The organism is Arthrobacter bussei (assembly GCF_009377195.2).
GTDB lineage: Bacteria > Actinomycetota > Actinomycetes > Actinomycetales > Micrococcaceae > Arthrobacter_D > Arthrobacter_D bussei.
Genome location: NZ_VJXX01000001.1, coordinates 445,461 through 465,674, shown reverse-complemented (window position 1 = coordinate 465,674; position 20,214 = coordinate 445,461). Strand labels below are relative to the sequence as shown.

The window sequence follows — 20,214 nt, the reverse complement described above, 5'->3', positions numbered from 1 at the left end:
TCGCAATGGAGCGGCCTTTCATTTCGTTACGGAGGCCCTTTCCATGTCGTCTGGATCCAGAACAACGGATCAGTCAAGCTCGGACACGTCAGGGGAGGAATTCGTAGAGCATTACTTCGAGCACCTCGCGGACGAGGACGCCGCCGGTTACGCGCCGAGCGATCTCCGCCAGCGGGCTCTCGCGCACCGTGATCTCGCCGAGACGCGCGAGCCCGGGGCCGCGGCGATCGGCATCATGGACCAGGGCACCTCCAGCGTCGTCCTGATCGTCACCGACGACATGCCCTTCCTCGTCGATTCGGTCACCGCGGAACTCGTCCGGCAGAACGCGGCGATCCATCTCGTGGTGCACCCCACCTTCCTCGCCGTGCGGGAGGACCGGTCCCACGCTCTCACCGGGCTGCGACGCGTGCCGTCGACCGCCGGCGCGTCGAGCGGGGACACAGCCGCGCTGCCCGACATCGGCGAGCTCGTCGGCCTCGAGGGTCGGACGACCCACATCGAGTCCTGGATGTCGGTGGAGGTCACCCGGCTGGCCGATGGCGCAGCGAAGGAATCCATCATCGACGGCCTGCACCGGATACTCGGCGACGTCCGGTCCGCCGTCGAGGACTGGCCCGCCATGCGGAGCGCCGTGCGCTCGATCGAAGCTTCCCTGGACTCCATCGCGGGCACAGCGGACATCCCGGACCTCCGGCAGGCGCAGGAACTCCTGCAGTGGCTCGACAGTGGGAACTTCACCTTCCTCGGGTACAAGGAATACGACCTCGTCACGGACGACGACGGCGCCGATGCCCTGCGCGTGCGGGAGGGCAGCGGACTGGGTCTGCTGCGCCTCGGCAGTGCCGGCGGGCACCTTCAGCAACTCACGGCCGCAGGGCGGGCCAAGGCCCGGGAGCGGCGCGCCCTCGTCATCACGAAGGCGAATTCGCGCTCCACCGTGCACCGCGCCGCCTACCTGGACTACATCGGCATCAAGAGCTTCGATGCCCAGGGCAATGTCAGCGGCGAGCGGCGCTTCATCGGGCTCTTCGCGACCAGTGCCTACACGGGCTCGGTACGTAATGTCCCGCTGGTCCGGGACAAGGTCTCGGAGGTGCTGCGCCGCTGCGGGTTCCCATCGGACTCGCACTCCGGCAAGGACCTGCTGTCGATCCTCGAGACGTACCCGCGTGACGAGCTCTTCCAGATCGGCGTGACCGACCTCGTCACCACCGCGCTCGGGATCCTGCGCCTCCAGGAGCGACGCCGCACGCGCCTGTTCCTCCGCCCGGACGTCTACGGGCGCTTCATGTCCGCGCTCGTCTACCTCCCGCGCGACCGCTACACCACCAGCGTCCGGCTGCGGATCGAGGGCGAGCTGCGAGCGGCCCTGGACGCCGACTCGATCGACTTCGAAGCTCGGATGAGCGAATCCGCCCTGGCCCGGCTCTTCTTCCGCATCCGGCTGCAGCGGGGCGCGGAGATCCCCGAGGTCGACGCCGCGCAGCTCGAGGAGAGGCTCGTCCGGGCAGCACGGTCCTGGTCGGAAGGGATCGTGGAGGTCGCGCAGGAGCGGTTCGACCAGGACTCCGCGCAGAGCCTGGCGATCTCCTGGGCCGAGTCGTTCCCGCCCAGCTACCGGGTGGACTATGAGGTGGAGGACGCCCTCGAGGATATCGCCCGCTTCGAGAAGCTCGCGGACTCGGGCGCGGGAGTGCCCCAGCTGCACGTGTATGTCCCGGAGCGTGACGGGGCCGAGGATGCGCGTCTCAAGCTCTACCTCACCGAGGCGAAGAGCCTGACGCAGATCCTCCCCTACTTCCACAACCTCGGCCTGGAGGTGCTGGACGAGCGTCCGTTCGAGATCACGCGGGCCGACGGGCGGTCGTTCTTCCTGTACGACCTCGGGCTGAAGTACCCGGCCGGCATCTCCGCCCTGGGTACGGCGCTCCTGCTCCAGGACGCGTTCTCCGCCGCGGTGTCCGGCAGCAGCGAGTCGGACGCCTTCGACCGCCTCGTCCTGAGCGAGGAGCTTGGCTGGCGCCAGGTGGTGATCCTGCGGGCCTACGCCAAGTACATGCGCCAGATGGGCAATACGAACTCCTACGGCTTCGTCGCGGACACGCTGCTGCGGAACCCGGTGGTGACCCGCGCGCTCGTCGCGCTGTTCACCGCCCGCTTCGATCCCGACCTACAGGGTGATCGGGACGCCGCCTCGACAGCGGCCCGCGCCGCACTGGATGACGGTCTCGAAGGGGTTCCGACGCTCGATGCCGACCGGGTCCTGCGGACCTTCGCCAATCTCATCGAGGCGACGCTGCGGACCAACTACTTCCAGGACAAGCGGTACGTCAGTCTCAAGTTCGACACGGCGAGGATCGACGGCGCACCGTTCCCGCGGCCCAAGTTCGAGATCTGGGTCTACTCGCCCCAAGTGGAGGGTGTGCACCTCCGATTCGGCAAGGTCGCGCGCGGCGGGCTGCGCTGGTCCGACCGGCGCGAGGACTTCCGCACGGAGGTGCTCGGCCTCGTCAAGGCGCAGACCGTCAAGAACGCGGTGATCGTGCCGACCGGTGCCAAGGGCGGGTTCTTCGCCAAGCAGCTCCCCGATCCGTCCGAGGACCGGCAGGCCTGGCTGGCGGAGGGACAGGCGAGCTACCGCACCTTCATCCGGGGATTGCTCGACATCACGGACAACGTGATCACGAACGGGACCACCGAGACGGTGGTGCCGCCGTCGCGCGTCGTGCGGCACGACGACGACGACACCTACCTGGTGGTCGCGGCGGACAAGGGGACCGCCTCCTTCTCGGACATCGCCAACGAGCTGTCGGCCGAGTACGACTTCTGGCTCGGTGACGCGTTCGCCTCCGGGGGATCGGTGGGGTACGACCACAAGGCCATGGGTATCACCGCGCGCGGCGCCTGGGAGTCGGTCAAGCGGCACTTCAGCGAGCTCGATGTCGATACCCAGACGGACGACTTCACCGTGGTCGGTGTCGGTGACATGAGCGGGGACGTCTTCGGCAACGGCATGCTGCTCTCGGAGCACATCCGGCTCCTCGCGGCCTTCGACCACCGGCACATCTTCCTCGATCCCGCCCCCGAGGCCGCTGCCTCCTTCGCGGAGCGGCGGAGGCTGTTCGACCTTCCCCGGTCGAGCTGGGAGGACTACGACAGCAGCCTCATCAGTGAAGGCGGCGGTGTGTTCCCCCGGCAGGCGAAGTCCATTCCCGTGTCGCCGCAGGTCCGCCAGGCACTCGGACTCGATGACGGCGTCACCCGGCTCAGCCCGCCCGAACTGCTGAGGGCGATCCTGAGGGCCCCGGCCGACCTCCTGTACAACGGTGGTATCGGGACCTACGTCAAGGCCTCGGACGAGACCCACGCCGAGGTCGGGGACCGCGCCAATGACGCCATCCGCGTCAACGGCGACGAGCTCCGTGCCCGGGTGGTCGGCGAGGGAGGCAACCTGGGCATGACCCAGCGCGGCCGGATCGAGGCCGCCCTGTCCGGAGTCATCCTGAACACCGACGCGATCGACAACAGTGCGGGCGTCGACTGTTCCGACCACGAGGTCAACATCAAGATCTTCGTCGACCGGATGGTGCGCGCGGGTCGTCTGCAGCCCGAGGAACGGGCCGACTTCCTGCATTCCATGACCGACGAGGTCGCGCGCCTGGTGCTGCAGGACAACATCGACCAGAACGTGCTCCTGCTCAACGACCGCCAGCGGGTCATCGAATGGAGCCCGAGCTACGAGCGCATGATGGACTGGCTCGAGCAGAAGGCCGATCTCGACCGCGACCTGGAGGCGCTCCCGACGACCGCGGTGCTGCGGCGACGTATCGACGCCGGTCAGGGACTCACCTCTCCCGAACTCAGCGTGCTGGCGGCCTACGCGAAGATCGAGCTCACGAAGGTGCTGTCGGCCGGCACCCTGGCCGACGATCCCTATTTCAGTGAGACGCTGAGGCGCTACTTCCCCCGCCAGCTCGTCGAGCGCTTCGACGACCTGCTGGACACCCACCCGCTGCGCCGCCAGATCATCTCGACCGTCGTCGCCAACGACATCATCAACCTGGGCGGTATCACCTTCGCTTTCCGGGTGATGGAGGAGACATCGGTGCCGGAGCCGGTGATTGCCCGGGCCTTCGTGGCGCTACGCGAGATCTACTCCTTCGACGAGACGGTCGACGCCCTCGCCGCGCTGCCGGCGGACTTCCCCACGGAGCACTGGACCAGGGTGCACCTGGACCTGCGCCGGCTGCTCGACCGCGCCGTCCGCTGGTTCGTGAACCACGTGGAGCAGGGCACACCCGTCCAGGCCGACATCGACGCCTTCAAACCGCTCATCGCGCCGTTCATGGCACGCTTGTCCGGCTACCTGCGTGGTTGCGACCTCGAGCGGGCTCGCGTCGGGGTCGAGACGGCGACGGCATGGAACCTGCCGGAGGAACTCGGGCGGCACTGGGCCGAGCAGTTCGAGTCGTTTGCGCTTCTCGATATCGCCTACAGCACGCGCCGCGTGGACGAACCGGTCGAGAACATCGCGCAGGTGTACTACGCCGTGTACGACAGGTTCGAGGTCGATAACCTGCTCGAGCGGATCACCAAGCTGCCGCGGAGCGACCGGTGGCAGGCGCTCGCCCGCGCAGCCCTCCGCGACGATCTCTATTCGACCGTCGCGGACATCGCCGTCGCCGTCATGCGCGCCTCGCAGGACATGCGCCAGCGTGACGCGGCCGACCGGCTGCAGGCCTGGCAGGAGCAGAACGCCGACCAGTTGCAGCGGGCGAGCAACATGTTCGCGGAGGTCAACCTGCTGGAGCAGGACGACATCTCGTCCCTGTCCGTCGCGCTTCGACTCCTGCGGTCCATCGTCCGGTAGCGGGAGGGCCTCACTCCCGGTCGGCAGCAGCCGACCGGGGGTGACAGACTGAAGACCCGGCCGTGCGAGCAACGGTCGGAGCAGTCGGGCGGCGCAGCCTGACCCGGACCGCTACGCCGAACGACAGAGGACTCCATGGCCATTTTCACTGACCCGATCCGCGAACACGCGGGATTCGAGCCCGGCGACGCCGAATGGCTGCACCTGTTGGTGGGGGACTGGCAGATGGTCGCGGACCTCGCCTTCGCCGACCTCGCCCTCTGGTTCCCGCTCGACGGCGGCGGCTATGTCGCTCTTGCCCACGCCCGGCCCTCGACGTCGCACACGGTCTTCCACAGCGACTTCGTCGGTGAGAGGATCCGTGCGGATCTCCAGCCGCTCGTCGACGTCGCGTGGGAATCGCAGAAGATCGAGCGGTCCGGCGAGACGAACTGGACCACCGAGATGGCAATGCGCGTGGAGGCCGTGCCGATGGTGCGCAACGGCCGTACCCTCGCCGTCGTGACGACGCACATGGATCTCTCGAGTTCGCGCATGCCGTCGCGGCTCGAGCTGACGTACCGCCAGTGCGCGTACGACCTGCTCCGCATGGGGACGCTCGGACTCTGGCCCGATTTCGCCACCCCGACCGGATCGCGACGGGGCGCCCCCCGGGTCGGCGACGGCCTCATCCGGCTCGACGTCGACGGCATCGTGCAGTACGCCAGCCCGAACGGTGTCTCCGCGTTCCGTCGGCTCGGCGACGTCGAGACGCTGGAGGGCCGCCCGTTGGCGGAGATCACGACGGCGCTGCTCAAGGACCGGCGGATGGTGGACGAGACACTGCCGCTTGTCGTCACCGGGCGCATGCCCTGGCGCACCGAGATCGGGTCCCGAGGAGTCAGTCTCTCGCTCCGCGCCATCCCCCTGCGGGACGAGAAGGAGCGGTTCGGTGCTCTCGTGCTCTGCAGGGACGTCTCCGAGCTGAGGCGCAGGGAGATGGAGCTCGTCTCCAAGGACGCGACCATCCGTGAAATCCACCACCGGGTGAAGAACAATCTCCAGACCGTGGCGGCCCTGCTGCGGATGCAGTCGAGGAGGATGGTGAGTGAGGAGGGGAAGCTCGGTCTCGAGCAGGCGATGCGGCGGGTGTCGACCATCGCGCTCGTGCACGAAACCCTGTCCCAAGGGCTGGCGCAGAGCGTGGACTTCGACGAACTCATCTCGCGCCAGTTCCGCCTCTCCGCCGAGGTCGCCTCACCGTCGCAGGCGGTCCGCACGGAGAGGAGCGGCGACTTCGGGGAATTGCCGAGCGACCTGGCGACCCCGCTCGCCCTTGTGATCAACGAACTCGTCACCAACGCGGTGGAGCACGGTCTGTCCGGACGAGCCGGGACGGTGTGGCTGATGGCGGACCGGCAGACCGAAGCCGACGGCGAGGACACGCTCAGGGTGACCATCGCGGACGACGGCGTCGGGCTGCCGGCGGGTGGTCACGCCGAAGGGCTCGGCCTGCAGATCGTCCGGACCCTCGTCACGAGCGAGCTCGGCGGTACGATCGAGTGGAGCACGCGACCGGGCGGGGGGACATCCGTCACCCTCGAACTGGGGCTCCGGCTCAACCAGGGTATGTGAAGCGGATCATCGCCGGAACGAAGAAGGGCCGCCCATCGGGCGGCCCTTCTTCACCGGGTCGGTGCCCGGAGCTCCGGGTGCATCGCGTCCGTCAGGACGCGCGCCGTGCCCGAGCCGCCCGGCGCTTCAGCGCCCGGCGCTCGTCCTCGCTCAATCCGCCCCACACTCCGGCATCCTGCCCGGATTCGATGGCCCACTGCAGGCAGGTGTCCTGCACCTGGCAGCGGCGGCAGACGCTCTTCGCCTCTTCGATCTGAAGAAGCGCCGGTCCGGTGTTGCCGACCGGGAAGAACAGCTCCGGGTCCTTGTCCAGACAGGCTGCGCGACTACGCCAATCCATGATGATCACATTCTCCTTCAGCCTCGCACACGTGCGTCTTGTGAAAATATTCACGAGGGGGCTCATAGTAAAGGGGCCGACATCGGCCCCCTGATTTGCTCTGCTTTTAAGGCTGTCACGTTACCAATCGGTAAACAAGGGTTTTACAGCTCTAATTGATGGTGCGGGTGAGGGGTATGTCACAGCACGGCCGTCATCGCCGGTTCGGGGTGCGCCTGCGCCGGTCGGGTATGGTGCGAGGATGTCCACCGATCCCGCAGTCCAGCAGCCCGCGAGGCCAGGGGGCGTCCTCGTCATCGCCGGGATCCTCGCGCTCGAAAGCGTCGCACTCGGGGTCCTGGCCGTCGCCTCGATCCTGACGATCTTCACAGCAGCCCCCCTCTCCGTCGGCGCGTCGGTCTTCATGGCCGTGCTGCTGCTGATGGTGGCGGGTGGCCTCTCCGTTCTCGCCGTCAGGCTCACGGCGGGTTTCCGGTGGTCGCGGTCGCCGGCGCTCGTCGTGCAGCTCTTCCTGGTGATCCTCTCCTTCCCCTACTTCTCCTCGGGGAGTCCACGTGTAGGATTCCTGCTCATGGTGCCCGCCGCCGTCGTGATCGTGCTGCTGTTCTCCCGCCGCGTGCTGGATTTCACCGTCCGAACGACGACCCCCGAACGAACGCTGTAGGGACCGGCCCTCCACCAGTGACGGCGATTCGTGCGTCGGGCCCCGAGGGTCCAGGGGCGTGGGCGATCTGCAGCTCCTGCACGCCGGAGGGGCCGCAGGCCAACGCGCGACCGGGGACCGACAAGTCACTCGACTCGATACGAACCCCGAGGAAGTCGCCGTCCGAGGAATTCCGCGGCGACAGGACGATGCCCCGCCCCGATGCGCGGGCGGGCAGCGACAGGGGGACCCGGGCCATCAGGGACGGGCTCGGAGCGGCAGTCAGCACGGCGGCGGCTCCCCGGGTGACGAGCGAGGAGAGTGCCTGCTGCACGTCGGCCGGCAGCTGGTCGGCGTCGTCGACGAGAAGGAGGAATCCCTCGCAGCTCGAGCCGCTGGTCCCTGCCACGCTGCGCCAGTAGGCGGCTGCGCCACCCGCCGTCCCTCCCGGTCGCGGTGTGAGCACCTGGAGCTGTGCCTGCAGGAGCCTCGATGATGCCTCGAGGACCCGGAGCGCGTTGGAGCGTCCGGAGGCGGCATGTCCGAGGACGAGGACGACCTCCGCGCTCCGCATTTGGAGCAGGTACGGCCGGAGATCGTCGCCGTGCAGGCCGAGGGCCAGCGCGGTGCCGGTCGGGTCGGTAGCCTCGATGGCGAGCGTCGCTTCGTGGAGCTCCTCGAGGGTGACCGCCTTCGGGAGGGCGTGGACGGGGAACGGTGCCCGGGTGGGAGCCGGCGGCCGCTCCTGCGGGATCTCGGCTGCCAGCACCAGCTGGCACACGGCGTCTCCCGTCGTCCCGGCGATCCGGCCCTGCACGAGCCCCCGTCCCCTGTAGGCGTCGATCGGCGGGATCCTCGGCCACGTCATCGTCGTCTCCTGGTGCGCGCCCAGCGGGAGATAGACGCGGTTCGGCACGAGCGCGAAGAATCGCGCCGTCGTGAGTTCGCGGTCCCCGCTGATCAGGACGGAGACGCCGCAGGCCGCTCCGTCGCGCACGAGGGCCTGGAGGTCATCCTCCGCGCGCGCGAGACGTCCCTGGCGGAACTGGGTGCTCCAGCGGCCCCAGCCGGTGACGGCCAGGACGATCGGGGAGCGGGGCCGGGGGGCGTCCGCCGTGAGTGCGGCGAGCCGTTCGAGGACGCGGGCCGCCCGGGCGGGTTCCGCTGCCCCGACGTAGGCCCCGGTGTGGTCACTGTCCGTGTGGCCTGCGAGGGAACCGTCGCCGTCCAGCAGGTACAGATGGACCTCGTGGTCGACCTGGGGGAGTCCGACGACGACTGCGGCGACTGCGTCCTCCAGGCCGCTTGCGGGCAGTCCGATCAGCGCAAGGTGCGAGTGGTTCTCGGGTCTCCACAGGAGGGCGCGCTGTTCCTGGCGTTCCGGCAGGTCGATCAGGCCGAGCGCGACCTGCCCGCCGCGGGCGCCCCCGAAGTGCATGGCCGCATCGTGGTCCTTGCCGTGGTCCTTGCACTCGCCTTTGCACTGGTTCTTGCACTGGTCCTCGCACTGGTCCTGGCCACGCTCCGAGGCGTACGCCGTCCCGTTCCAATCGTCGGCCGGAGGATAGGTTCGGCAGAGGTCCGGCGTCAGGAAGGCCAGGAGGGGCGGCAGCACGGGCCCGGGCGGTCGACGCCGGCCCGGACCGCCTGCCGCGTCGACGACGGCCCTGACGGCATCCGTGAGGACCGACTCGGACGCAAGTGACGGCTTCGCGACCGACGATGCAGGGCCGTCCTTCTGCGCAGTCTCGGGCCGAGGGTCCGGTCTCTGGTCCCGTCCGTGGTCCGTTCCGTGGTTTTTTCCGTGGTCCAGTCCCTGATTCGTCGCCCGGCCCCGTGCATCGCCATCCGCGTGGCCCGGAGCTCGGCCGATGTCTTGTCCAGTGAGGGTGAACGCAACGTGGGACGGATCCAATCGATCGGACGTCCTTCCTCGCGGCCCGGGGGCGGCATGATTCCGTCGCCGGTCGGGCTGCCGCACGTCCCGTTCGCCGAGAAAGTCGGTCAGGAACTGCCAGCCGGGTGAGTCGGCACTCCGCGGAAGCGTGGACGACGATGCCACCTGGAAGGAGAGTGGCTCTTCCGCACCGCGCCGGAGGAATGCTCGGCCCGGAAGATCGACGGAGATCTCCGCCGCAGCACCGGAGCCGAGAAGATCCTGTGATTCCATCGCGGTCTGGACGCGCAGCAGGATCGATGACGTGATGTTCGTGCGCAGGTCGGGCGTGATCGCGCCCTGAACGCGCTGCGTGGCGAGGACCAGATGCACCCCGAGCGATCGTCCGAGCGCCGCGATCTTCATGAGATCCGCGACCGCCGTCGGGACGTCGTCGCTGAGCATGCGGAACTCGTCGATGACGACGACCAGTCTCGGCGGACACGTCACGGGAGACTCTCGCCGGAGCGCGTCCAGGTCGTGCACGCCCTGGTCGGCACACAGAGCCTCCCGCCGCCGCAGTTCTGCGCGCATCGACGTGAGCGCGCGGGCCGTGGACTCGGAGGACAGGTCCGTCATGCTCCCGACGCAGTGCGGCAGAGCGGCGAGCGCCCCGAGCCCTGAACCGCCCTTGTAGTCGATCAGGAGCATGCTCAGGTGCTCAGGTGCTCGGGTGGCTGGTGCAGGGCCAGTCCGAGCACCAGGGTGCGGAGGAGCTCCGACTTTCCCGAGCCGGTGGTACCGGCCACCAGCAGATGCGGTCCGTCCCTGACGAGGTCGAGCAGAAGCGGACCGGAGGACGATCGACCAAGGCGCGCCGTCGGATGTTCCGGATCGGACACCCGCCATTGATCGGCTACGTTCTTGCGGACGGACAGCGGATTCAGCACGTCCGACCACAGCGATGCCGACGCCGGTGGAGCACCGAGCTGAGCCCCGGGTTCCGCCTGGGCGCCGCCTCCGGCCCGCCGATCAGCGGTGACCGAGCGCGCCAGAGCCCGTGCCGCCCGTTCGAAGCTATTCTCCGACACCCCGTCCGGGATGATCTTCACCTGCTCACCCTCGAGCTGGACGATGCCGTCATCTGCGCTCAGCAGGACGCATCGATCGCCGGCGGCGACATCGGCGACAGCGCCGGGGCGGGCACTGCGAGGGTTCGCGAGGAAGCGGAGGATCACGACTGTCGCTGCACCGGAAGTGACCGGGACGTCCTCGGCCTCGTGAAGCACGACGAGCAGGCCCGGCTTACGGGTGAGATCGGCGAGGGCGGCAGGATCGCGGGTCAAGACGACATGCGGGAGGAACCGGGCGTGCCGCGCCAATTCCAGCGGAGCAGCCCAGATCACCGTCACCGGTTGGCCCGCCCGTGGATGCGCCGTCTGGAGCAGCAGTGCTCGCCGCAAGCCGCGGACCGCCTCTGCGTCACCGGTGACGGTGAAACTCGTTGTTCCTCCGTCCTCTCGGCCGCACGGCAGGAGAAAGGGCACGTCGTGGAGCATGGGCGGGACCAAGAGAGCGTCGGACGCATCCGACGAGACGTGGGCACGCTGATGCGCTGTCCCGAGGCGTAGGAGGACGACGGCGGATGTCCGCTGCTTCGTCGGTGATGTCGACATCGCGCTGCGCGCCGGCCGCAGCGCGTCCAGGGCCGATCGCCCGGGGTCGGGGACTGCCACGACACGGCGCCGTCGGTCGCGATCAGCCGCTTCCTGGAGAGCGGAAGCGAAATGGGCGGCGCTCCGGCGATACGCAGCAAGCGGCACGAGCCCCGTGACCGCGGACAGCGCACTGAAGGCGAGGAAGAACCACATGCCCGTGGTCAGGGCCAACACCACGCCCAGCACCAGTGGAAGCAGCGCGGTGAGTACGAGGACCTTCGACGGCCGTTTCGGTACCCGATGACCGACGGGCAGGGGATCGAGGACGCATGGGTCCATCGACGGCGTCCAGCCCTTTCCATCCACGATGTCGATGCTGCAGCGGCTCGACCCGAAACGGAGTTCCGACGAGACATCGATCACCGCCTTCGTCACGGCGCGTCCGTCCACCAACGTACCGTTGGCCGACCCCAGGTCCTCGATGACGATGGAGTGCTGCCCGATCGTGAGCAGTGCATGGTTCCTGGACAGTCCTGGATCCGACAGGGTGATCGCTGCCCGGGCGCGCCCGATCGTGTAGCTGCCCCGGACCAGGGGGAAGACCTGACCCGCGTCGGGGCCCGAGTGCACCACGAACGCCAGAGGGGGGAGGGTCGCGGTGCTCCTATCGGGTGACTGCCCGGCGACGATCACGGAACCGGGTGGAACCCCCTCCGGCGGCGCCAGGTTCAGGGAGTCCAGGGGTCTGCCGCCGACACTGAGTGGCCCGGGATAGCCCGCTTCGAGCAGTCGCCCGGCAAGGGCTGATCCTGTAGGAAGGCGTGCGGTGTCGACGACGATGTCCTCCGTCTCGAAATCGTGGGGTGGTGCGGCCACCAGCGTGACGTGCAGATCCACAATGCCTCCCGTCGCCGTCAGGTCAGAGGCTAGGCTGCCCGGCCTGCGAGCGGGTGGCTATGAGGAAGGATGTGGACAACGTGCGCGCGACCTGCCGGCTGCTCCCTCCATCAGGGCACGGATGCAGGCCTCACAGGATCCCATCGGCACCCGCCGGTACACTCGGTGAACGTGTCTACTCTGAAGGCCTCTGATGACGGTCGTTGAATCAAGCCGAACTGTCGCTCCGCGCGGTGGCGGCAGGGCCCCCGACCGCGGCTTCAGACCTGAGGTGCAGGGGCTGCGTGCGCTCGCAGTCCTGATGGTCGTCGCCTACCACGTCTGGTTCGGCCGGGTATCCGGCGGGGTAGACGTGTTCCTCCTCATCTCCGCGTTCCTGCTGGCGCTGTCGTTCCTACGCAAGGTCGAATCCGGGAGACCGCTCGACCTCGGCCGTCACTGGCTGCACCAGTTCAAGCGCCTGCTGCCCGCCGTCGTCGTCGTGATTCTCGGTACGCTGGGTGCCACATACCTCCTCGTTCCGAGGTCGCGCTGGACGGACATCCTCGAGCAGGCCTGGGCCTCGCTGTTCTACGTCCAGAACTGGGTCCTGGCGTCGAATGCCGTGGACTACTACGCCGACGACCACAGCCTGGCGAGCCCGCTGCAGCACTTCTGGTCGCTCTCGGTGCAGGGCCAGGTGTTCATCCTGTGGCCTCTGCTGTTCGTCCTCAGCGCACTGGTGGCACGGCGCTTCCGTCTGCGGTTCCGGGGCGTCGTCCTTCTCGTGTTCGGCGCCTTGTTCGTGGCCTCGCTCGGATTCTCCGTCTGGGAGACCTCCACGAACCAGGCGTACGCCTACTTCGACACGCGCGCCCGGCTGTGGGAGTTCGCCCTCGGTACGCTGCTTGCCCTGGCCCTGCCTTTCCTCCGGCTGCCCCGGGTCCTGCGGATCATGGCGGGCTGGCTCGGTGTCGGCGCGATGCTCAGCGGAGGGTTCCTCCTGGACGTGCAGGGTCAATTTCCCGGGTACGTCGCCCTCTGGCCGCTCCTCGCGGCTGCTCTGGTGATCGCCGCGGGCCAGACTGGAAGTGCGGTCGGCGCCGACCGTTTCCTCTTATCGAGGCCGCTGGTGCGCATGGGTGATCTCTCGTACGCGCTCTACCTGTGGCACTGGCCCGTCCTGGTGCTCTTCCTGATCTGGCGTGATGCGGCCGCCCCGGGGATCCTCGGGGGACTCGTGGTGATCGCGGTCTCGCTCGTCCTCGCCTACTTGACCATGCGTTTCGTCGAGAGGCCTCTGCGGGCCCTGGCCTGGGCGGACAGGCGCCGTCGCCGTTCCGTCATCGTCCTCGCCGTGTGTCTGACCCTTGTCGCGGCGCCCCTGGCAGGATGGCAGCGGGAGATCCGCCTGGAGTCGGAACGGATTGCCGCCCAGGCGGACACGAACAATCCGGGGGCACGGATCTTCGACACGGATTATGTCGATCAGACCGACCCCGACGCTCCGCTCGTCCCGACCGCGGACGTCGGTGGTAGGGACTATGCGAACGTCCTCACCCCCTGCACGGGACGCTTTGCCACCGAGGCCGGGGCGCTCCAAGGCTTGAACTGCTCGATCATCGTCGATCAGGCCGAACCTTCCCGCACTATCGTCGCTGTGGGCAACAGCCACGTCCAGCAATGGCTCGCCACCATGAAGCCGCTCGCTGAGGAGAACGGCTGGGCACTGGTGGCCTTGGTGAGAGGAGGATGCCAGTTCGGCGGCTTCGTCGAGGCAGTTGCTGCGGAGTGTAATGAGCGGAATGCGCAGGCCAAGGACTACATCGCTGATCTCCGGCCCGATCTGGTTTTCACCACCGGTACCTACTCCGTTTCCGAACCCCCGTTCGAACTATTGCCGGGCGGCTTCAGCCGAGGAGCCAGCGAATTGATCGAGCAGGGCATTCCCGTGCTGGCCATCCGTGACAACCCGCGTTTCACAAGGAACATGATGGAGTGTGCGGAGGACTTCGGTGAGTCGGCGCAAGAATGCAATGTTCGGGAGGAGGAGGTCCGTGACATGAGTGGCGTCACTCCCATCCAGCAGATGGCGGACATCACCCCGGGACTCAAGGTCATGGATTTGAACGACTACGTGTGCTTCTCCGGTTCCTGCCCGGCAGTCATCGGGAACATGCGGGTCTACCTCGACGACAATCACCTCACGTCTACCTACGCTCGAACGCTCAGTCCCTATTTCTTCGAGCGGATGATGGCGGCAACAGGATGGTAAGTACCCCCAGGTCTACGCAGATCGGCCGACGGTAGGGTGGCCACATCTATGTCGCGGGACAAGTGCAGGGCTCGAAGCTGAGTCGCAGGGAGCGTAGGGCGAGCTGAACCGGCCCGGTGCCCGCCGGGTCAGGGTCTGGCCCGGGCTGCGGCATAATTGGGAGTCGAGTCCACCACAGGAGATATCTTGAATGCAGATTTAGTCGTCGTCGGCTCAGGCTTCTTCGGCCTGACCATTGCCGAGAGGGCCGCGAGTCAGCTGGGGCTGAAGGTCGCCGTCCTCGACCGTCGTCACCACATCGGGGGCAATGCTTACAGCGAGAACGAGGCCCGCACCGGGATCGAGGTGCACCGTTACGGTGCCCACCTGTTCCATACGTCGAACGAACGGGTCTGGGACTACGTCCACAACTTCACGGAGTTCACCCGGTACGTGCACAAGGTGTACACCCGCCACAAGGGCGAGGTGTATCCCATGCCGATCAACCTCGGCACCATCAACCAGTTCTTCCGCACGGCGCTCGGTCCTGTCGAGGCACGGGCTCTCATCCAGGAGCAGGCCGGCGAACTCGCGGGCACGGACCCGCAGAACCTCAACGACAAGGGCATCCAGCTGATCGGCCGGCCCCTGTACGAGGCCTTCATCAAGTACTACACCGGTAAGCAGTGGCAGACGGACCCCAAGGACCTGCCCGCAGAGATCATCTCCCGGCTGCCCGTGCGCTACACCTACGACAACCGATACTTCAACGACAAGTACGAGGGCCTGCCCGTCAACGGCTACACGGCGTGGATCGAGCGGATGGCGGACCATCCGAACATCGACGTCCACCTGAACACCGACTTCTTCGACGAGGGCCACGAGTACTCCCGCTCGTCCACCCTGGGCCAGGTCCCCGTGATCTACACGGGACCGGTGGACCGGTACTTCGACTACGCCGAGGGAGACCTCTCCTGGCGCACGATCGACCTCGAGGAGGAAGTCCTGCCCATCGAGGACTTCCAGGGCTGCTCCGTCATGAACTATCCGGACGAGGACGCCGCCTACACGCGCATCCACGAGTTCCGCCACTTCCATCCGGAACGGGACTACACCAAGGACGCCACCGTGATCATGCGGGAGTACTCGCGCTTCGCGGAGAAGGACGACGAGCCGTACTACCCGATCAACACCGCGGAGGACCGCGCCAAGCTCCTCGCCTACCGGGACCTCGCGAAGGGCGAGAAGTCGATGCTCTTCGGCGGCCGGCTCGGCACCTACAAGTACCTGGACATGCACATGGCCATCGGCTCGGCGCTGAGCATGTTCGACAACAAGATCGCCCCGCACTTCACCAGCGGGCAGAAGCTCGAGAGCGGCGGAGTAGACGCATGACGGAGAAGGCGACGGACGTCCTGACGGACGATGTCCAGGGAACAGGGCAGACCTGGCACACGCTGCAGCGGGTCGTCCTGCCGCAGCAGAGCCAGATGGACACCGCGGCGCTGTACATGGACACCGGCAGCGCCTTCGGTATCCAGCTCAACACCACTGACGGCAGCACCGTCGGCAGCGGCCGCGCGACCGCCGGAGCGGCCTCGGACTCCACGAAGGAGCTGCACGTCGAGGATGTCCGCTCCCGCCGGTCCACGTCCGTGCGACCGGGTGAGCGTGTCTCGTTCGGCTCGTACTTCAACGCGTTCCCTGCCAGCTACTGGCGCCGATGGACTCATCTCCGGGAGGTCCGGCTCAGGGTCCGCACGGACGGGTCCGGGGTCGTGACGGTCTACAAGTCGAACGCCAGGGGATCCCTGCAGCACGTGCAGACCGCCAGGGTTGAGGGGGAGACCACCAGCACCTTCGACCTGTCGCTCCAGCCCTTCGGGGACGGCGGCTGGTACTGGTTCGACATCGTGGCGGGGAGCGACAGCCTCGTGCTCAATGACGCCGACTGGCTCGCGGCGGGTGATGCGCCCGAGCGCGGGAGCATCACGCTGGAGATCACGACGCTGAACAAGCCGGACTTCTGCCTCAACAACCTGCGGATCCTCGCGGGCAACCCGAGTGCGATCGAGGACGTGCAGCAGATCCTGATCGTCGACCAGGGCACGCAGAAGGTCGCGGACCAGCCCGGCTTCGAGCAGGTGGCAGCTGAGCTGGGACAGAAGCTGCGCATCATCGACCAGGACAATCTGGGTGGTTCGGGCGGGTTCGCCAGGGGGATGTACGAGGCCGTGGAGAACGGCAGCGACTTCGCGCTGCTGCTCGACGACGACGTCGTGATGGAGCCGGAGAGCATCCCGCGTCTGCTCTCCTTCGCTACGCACTGCAAGTCGCCCACGATCGTCGGCGGGCACATGTTCGACCTCTACAACAGGACGGTCCTCCACACCTTCGGCGAGATCGTCAACCCCTACCGGTTCCAGCCCGACCAGCCGGTCGCGGAGCAGGTCCTCGGGCACGACTTCGCGCGGGCCAACCTCCGGCACACGCCGTGGCTGCATCGCCGCATCGACGTCGACTACAACGGCTGGTGGATGTGCCTGATCCCCACCACCGTGATCCGGGACATCGGCTTGTCCCTGCCCATCTTCATCAAGTGGGACGACGCCGAGTACGGGCTGCGGGCGAAGAAGGCCGGCTACCCGACGGTCTCGATGCCGGGAGCGGCCGTCTGGCACGTCTCCTGGATCGACAAGGACGACATGGTCGGGTGGCAGGCCTACTTCCACACCCGCAACCGCATGGTGGCCGCGCTGCTCCACAGTCCGTACGAACGCGGCGGGCGCGTCGTGCGCGAGTCCGGCTACTCGGACATCAAGCACCTGGTGTCCATGCAGTACCACACGGCCCGCGGACGGGTCATGGCGATGCGCGATGTCCTCAAGGGTCCGGATCAGCTGCACGCGATCCTCGCCACGAAGCTGCCGGAGATCCGGACCATGGCCAAGGGATACTCCGACGCCCAGGTCCAGTCGGACCCGGACACCTTCCCCACGCCGAAGATGGACAAGCCGCCGCGGAACGGACAGGGCTTCCGGGCACCGTCCTACACTACGCTGGTGCCATGGGCGATGAAGACGATCGCCCGGCAGCTCGGCTCGCCGGTGTCCGCTTCCAGCCGGGAGCGGCCCCAGGCGTTCATCGCGCACCAGGACAACAAGTGGTGGCGCATGTCGCAGTACGACAGCGCGGTCGTCTCGAACGCGGAAGGTACCGGCGCGTCCTGGTACCGGCGCGACCCGCGGGAGATGCGAGCCCTTCTGGCCGAGGCTGCCCGCTTGAACGCGGAGATCCTCCGCCGCTGGCCCGCGCTGCGCGAGCAGTACCGTGCCGCTCTCGAGGACATCACCTCCTTCGAATCCTGGAAGAAGACCTTTGAGTCCCACTCGGCCAAGGACCAGTGAGGTGTCGAGCGCTGAGCTGACGACGCCGGGCCTGGGGGGTGGCCTCCGTGACGTCCTCCGGTCGAGGTATCTCCTGCGCCTCCTGGTGGCGAAGGAGCTGAAGGTCCGGTACCGCGGGTCTGTCCTGGGGCTGCTCTGGTCCTACGTCAAACCCGGCGTCCAGTTCGTGGTCTTCTGGTTCGCCCTCGGGATCTTCCTCGGGATGAATCGGAACACGGAGAACTACCCCATCTACCTGTTCTCCGGGATCGTGCTCATCAACTACTTCAACGAGGCACTGGGTAATGCGGCTCGCTCGATCGTGGGCAACGGCGGCTTGATCAAGAAGATCTACCTTCCGCGCGAACTGTTCCCGGTCGCCTCCGTCTGGGTCTCCGCCGTGCACTTCGTGCCGCAGCTCCTCGTCCTGCTGGTCGCCTGCTTCATCGGTGGCTGGTCCCCGGGCCCCGTGCAGATCGCCGCTGCCGTCGCGGGATTCGCCATCGTCACGATGCTCGCCGTCGGTCTGGGGCTGTTCTTCGGTGCGGCCAACGTCTACTTCCGCGATTCCGAGAACTTCGTCGACATGCTGCTGATGATCGCCACCTGGGCCTCACCGGTCCTCTACTCCTGGACCATGGTCCGGGACGGGCTGTTCGACGCTTTCGGGACCGGCCGGGGCGAAGTGCTCCATACGATCTATCAGACGAACCCTTTGACCATCGCCGTCGAGCTGTTCCACTTCGCCTTCTGGATGCCGACGACGACCATGCCCCGTACAGACCCCCTGCTGGCCGTCCCGCCGAACCTGCTCGACGTGTGGACGCCGATCGGACTGGGGATCGCCCTCGTCGTGATCCTGGCCGGTCAGCTGACCTTCCGGCGGCTCGAGGGCCGCTTCGCTCAGGAGTTGTGACATGGTTGTTGCCGTCGACGTGCAGTCGATCTCGAAGCAGTTCGTCCTCCGTCACACGCGGTCCATCAAGGAGGCCTTCGTGTGGATCGTCAAGGGCCGCAAGGGCGACCTCTCACAAAAGTTCCATGCCCTCGACCAGGTGTCGCTCCAGGTCGAACAGGGGGAGTCGGTCGCCCTCCTGGGACTCAACGGCTCCGGCAAGTCGACGCTGCTGAAGCACATCTCCGGAGTCATGCTCCCCGACAGCGGTGCCGTGAGGACGAGGGGACGGGTCGCCGGCCTGATCGAGGTCGGGGCGGGGTTCCATCCGGACCTCAGCGGACGCGACAACGTCTACCTCAACGGCGCCATCCTCGGGATGACCGAGGACCAGATCAACGAGCGCTTCGAGAGCATTCTGGACTTCTCCGAGATCGGGCAATTCATCGACACGGAGGTGAAGTTCTACTCCTCGGGCATGTACCTCCGGCTTGCCTTCTCCGTGGCCATCCACACCGATCCGGAGATCTTCCTCATCGACGAGATCCTCGCCGTCGGTGACGAGCCCTTCCAGAAGAAGTGCCTCGAGAAGATCAAGGAGCTCGGCGACGCGGGGAAGACGCTCGTGGTCGTCAGTCACGACCTGGATCTGGTGGCTCGTGTCTGCAGCCGCGGCGTGCTGCTCGAACACGGCAAGGTGGTCATGGACGGCGACGTCGCGGACGTGGTGGCCAGGCTGCGCTCCTGACGGTTCCGATGCCGCGCAGGGACGTCTCCGGAGCGACGATGTCTCTGTCGCGCCGCTGACGGCCGGGTTCCGTCGGCTCGCCTCCCCAGCCGCAGGGCGACGGCGATATATGGAGCGGCGATACAGAAGACGGGGCCCGCCAGTGGCGGGCCCCGTCGTCCTACTGGCCCAGAAGTCCCAGCAGGTACGATCCGTAGCCGCTCTTCACCAACGGCTCCGCCCGGGCCTGCAGTTCCTGGTCGGTGAGGAAACCCTGACGCCAGGCGATCTCCTCCGGTGCGCCGATCTTCAGTCCCTGGCGGTTCTCCACCGTGCGGATGAAGTTGGACGCGTCGTTCAGTGACTCGAAGGTGCCCGTGTCGAGCCAGGCGGTCCCTCTCGGCAGGACCTCCACATGCAGCTTCCCCTGCTCCAGATAGGTCCGGTTGACATCCGTGATCTCCAGCTCCCCCCGCGGGGACGGCTCGAGATCCGCTGCGATCTCCACCACGGTGGAGTCGTAGAAGTACAGCCCGGGAACCGCATAGTTGCTGCGAGGCTTGGCCGGCTTCTCCTCGAGGGAGATGGCCTTACCGTTCGCATCGAATTCCACGACGCCGTAGGCCGTCGGATCGGCGACCTGGTAGCCGAAGACGGCTCCGCCGTCGATGTCGGCGAAGCGTCGCAGCTGGGTGCCCATGCCCTGGCCGTAGAAGATGTTGTCTCCCAGCACGAGGGCTACCGTCTCGTTGCCGATGTGCTCCGCGCCCAGGATGAAAGCCTGCGCGAGGCCGTCCGGCGAGGGCTGCTGGGCGTAGGTGATGGAGACCCCGAACTTGCTGCCGTCGCCGAGGAGGCGGGAGAACTGCTCGGCGTCGTGCGGCGTCGTGATGATCAGGATGTCACGGATACCGGCGAGGATCAGGGTGGACAGCGGGTAGTAGATCATCGGCTTGTCGTACACCGGCACCAGCTGCTTGCTGATGCCCAGGGTGATCGGATGAAGTCGTGAGCCGGTTCCACCGGCAAGAATAATCCCGCGCATGCATCGATTATTGCCGTCAGGCAAGGA

General features: G+C 67.2%; 12 protein-coding genes. 8 read left to right on the top strand and 4 right to left on the bottom strand.

What is annotated here, in order from left to right:
* Positions 1 to 43: 43 nt before the first annotated feature.
* Together FNH21_RS02160 and FNH21_RS02155 are read left to right on the top strand one after the other, a co-directional pair.
* Positions 44 to 4,873: an NAD-glutamate dehydrogenase gene (locus FNH21_RS02160; protein WP_152811979.1), complete on the top strand. Its 4,830-nt coding sequence runs from the start codon at positions 44 to 46 to the stop codon at positions 4,871 to 4,873.
* A 135-nt stretch (positions 4,874 to 5,008) separates the two neighbouring features.
* Complete coding sequence (locus tag FNH21_RS02155) at positions 5,009 to 6,487, top strand: sensor histidine kinase (RefSeq protein WP_152811977.1); 1,479 nt, start codon at positions 5,009 to 5,011, stop codon at positions 6,485 to 6,487.
* A gap of 91 nt (positions 6,488 to 6,578) precedes the next feature.
* On the opposite strand, the gene FNH21_RS02150 is transcribed toward FNH21_RS02155, so the two are convergent.
* Positions 6,579 to 6,827, bottom strand: a complete 249-nt coding sequence (locus FNH21_RS02150) for a WhiB family transcriptional regulator (RefSeq protein WP_055769355.1) — start codon at positions 6,825 to 6,827, stop codon at positions 6,579 to 6,581.
* Between the two features lie 241 nt (positions 6,828 to 7,068).
* Between FNH21_RS02150 and FNH21_RS02145 the strand changes: the two genes are divergently transcribed.
* Positions 7,069 to 7,491 carry a hypothetical protein gene (locus FNH21_RS02145; protein ID WP_152811975.1) on the top strand — a complete coding sequence of 141 codons (423 nt, stop codon included), beginning with the start codon at positions 7,069 to 7,071 and terminating at the stop codon, positions 7,489 to 7,491.
* On the opposite strand, the gene FNH21_RS17250 is transcribed toward FNH21_RS02145, so the two are convergent.
* Together FNH21_RS17250 and FNH21_RS17245 are read right to left on the bottom strand one after the other, a co-directional pair.
* Positions 7,454 to 10,057: an FtsK/SpoIIIE domain-containing protein gene (locus tag FNH21_RS17250; protein ID WP_152811973.1), complete on the bottom strand. Its 2,604-nt coding sequence runs from the start codon at positions 10,055 to 10,057 to the stop codon at positions 7,454 to 7,456. The genes FNH21_RS02145 and FNH21_RS17250 overlap by 38 nt on opposite strands.
* 2 nt (positions 10,058 to 10,059) lie before the next feature.
* Positions 10,060 to 11,901, bottom strand: a complete 1,842-nt coding sequence (locus tag FNH21_RS17245) for an FHA domain-containing protein (protein WP_152811971.1) — start codon at positions 11,899 to 11,901, stop codon at positions 10,060 to 10,062.
* A gap of 193 nt (positions 11,902 to 12,094) precedes the next feature.
* On the opposite strand from FNH21_RS17245, the gene FNH21_RS02130 reads away from it, so the two are divergent.
* The 5 genes from FNH21_RS02130 (at position 12,095) to FNH21_RS02110 (ending at position 19,163) form a co-directional block, all read left to right on the top strand.
* On the top strand, positions 12,095 to 14,155 hold the full coding sequence (locus FNH21_RS02130; protein WP_152811969.1) for an acyltransferase family protein: 2,061 nt from the start codon (positions 12,095 to 12,097) through the stop codon (positions 14,153 to 14,155).
* Between the two features lie 186 nt (positions 14,156 to 14,341).
* Positions 14,342 to 15,529: a UDP-galactopyranose mutase gene (gene glf, locus FNH21_RS02125; RefSeq protein WP_152811967.1), complete on the top strand. Its 1,188-nt coding sequence runs from the start codon at positions 14,342 to 14,344 to the stop codon at positions 15,527 to 15,529.
* Positions 15,526 to 17,541 carry a glycosyltransferase gene (locus tag FNH21_RS02120; protein ID WP_152811965.1) on the top strand — a complete coding sequence of 672 codons (2,016 nt, stop codon included), beginning with the start codon at positions 15,526 to 15,528 and terminating at the stop codon, positions 17,539 to 17,541. Before glf ends, FNH21_RS02120 begins: the two co-directional genes overlap by 4 nt.
* A gap of 1 nt (position 17,542) precedes the next feature.
* Positions 17,543 to 18,436: an ABC transporter permease gene (locus tag FNH21_RS02115; protein ID WP_191931527.1), complete on the top strand. Its 894-nt coding sequence runs from the start codon at positions 17,543 to 17,545 to the stop codon at positions 18,434 to 18,436.
* 1 nt (position 18,437) lies between these two features.
* A complete protein-coding gene (locus FNH21_RS02110; protein WP_152811962.1) occupies positions 18,438 to 19,163 on the top strand; it encodes an ABC transporter ATP-binding protein in 726 nt (241 codons plus the stop codon).
* Between the two features lie 160 nt (positions 19,164 to 19,323).
* On the opposite strand, the gene rfbA is transcribed toward FNH21_RS02110, so the two are convergent.
* Positions 19,324 to 20,187 carry a glucose-1-phosphate thymidylyltransferase RfbA gene (gene rfbA / locus FNH21_RS02105; protein WP_152811960.1) on the bottom strand — a complete coding sequence of 288 codons (864 nt, stop codon included), beginning with the start codon at positions 20,185 to 20,187 and terminating at the stop codon, positions 19,324 to 19,326.
* Positions 20,188 to 20,214 lie beyond the last annotated feature (27 nt).

Excerpts from the sequence above, each read along its gene's own strand:
- FNH21_RS02160 (WP_152811979.1), top strand. The coding sequence starts at position 44 with ATGTCGTCTGGATCCAGAACAACGGATCAGTCAAGCTCGGACACGTCA.
- FNH21_RS02155 (WP_152811977.1), top strand. The coding sequence starts at position 5,009 with ATGGCCATTTTCACTGACCCGATCCGCGAACACGCGGGATTCGAGCCC.
- FNH21_RS02150 (WP_055769355.1), bottom strand. The coding sequence starts at position 6,827 with ATGGATTGGCGTAGTCGCGCAGCCTGTCTGGACAAGGACCCGGAGCTG.
- FNH21_RS02145 (WP_152811975.1), top strand. The coding sequence starts at position 7,069 with ATGTCCACCGATCCCGCAGTCCAGCAGCCCGCGAGGCCAGGGGGCGTC.
- FNH21_RS17250 (WP_152811973.1), bottom strand. The coding sequence starts at position 10,057 with ATGCTCCTGATCGACTACAAGGGCGGTTCAGGGCTCGGGGCGCTCGCC.
- FNH21_RS02130 (WP_152811969.1), top strand. The coding sequence starts at position 12,095 with ATGACGGTCGTTGAATCAAGCCGAACTGTCGCTCCGCGCGGTGGCGGC.
- FNH21_RS02120 (WP_152811965.1), top strand. The coding sequence starts at position 15,526 with ATGACGGAGAAGGCGACGGACGTCCTGACGGACGATGTCCAGGGAACA.
- FNH21_RS02110 (WP_152811962.1), top strand. The coding sequence starts at position 18,438 with ATGGTTGTTGCCGTCGACGTGCAGTCGATCTCGAAGCAGTTCGTCCTC.
- rfbA (WP_152811960.1), bottom strand. The coding sequence starts at position 20,187 with ATGCGCGGGATTATTCTTGCCGGTGGAACCGGCTCACGACTTCATCCG.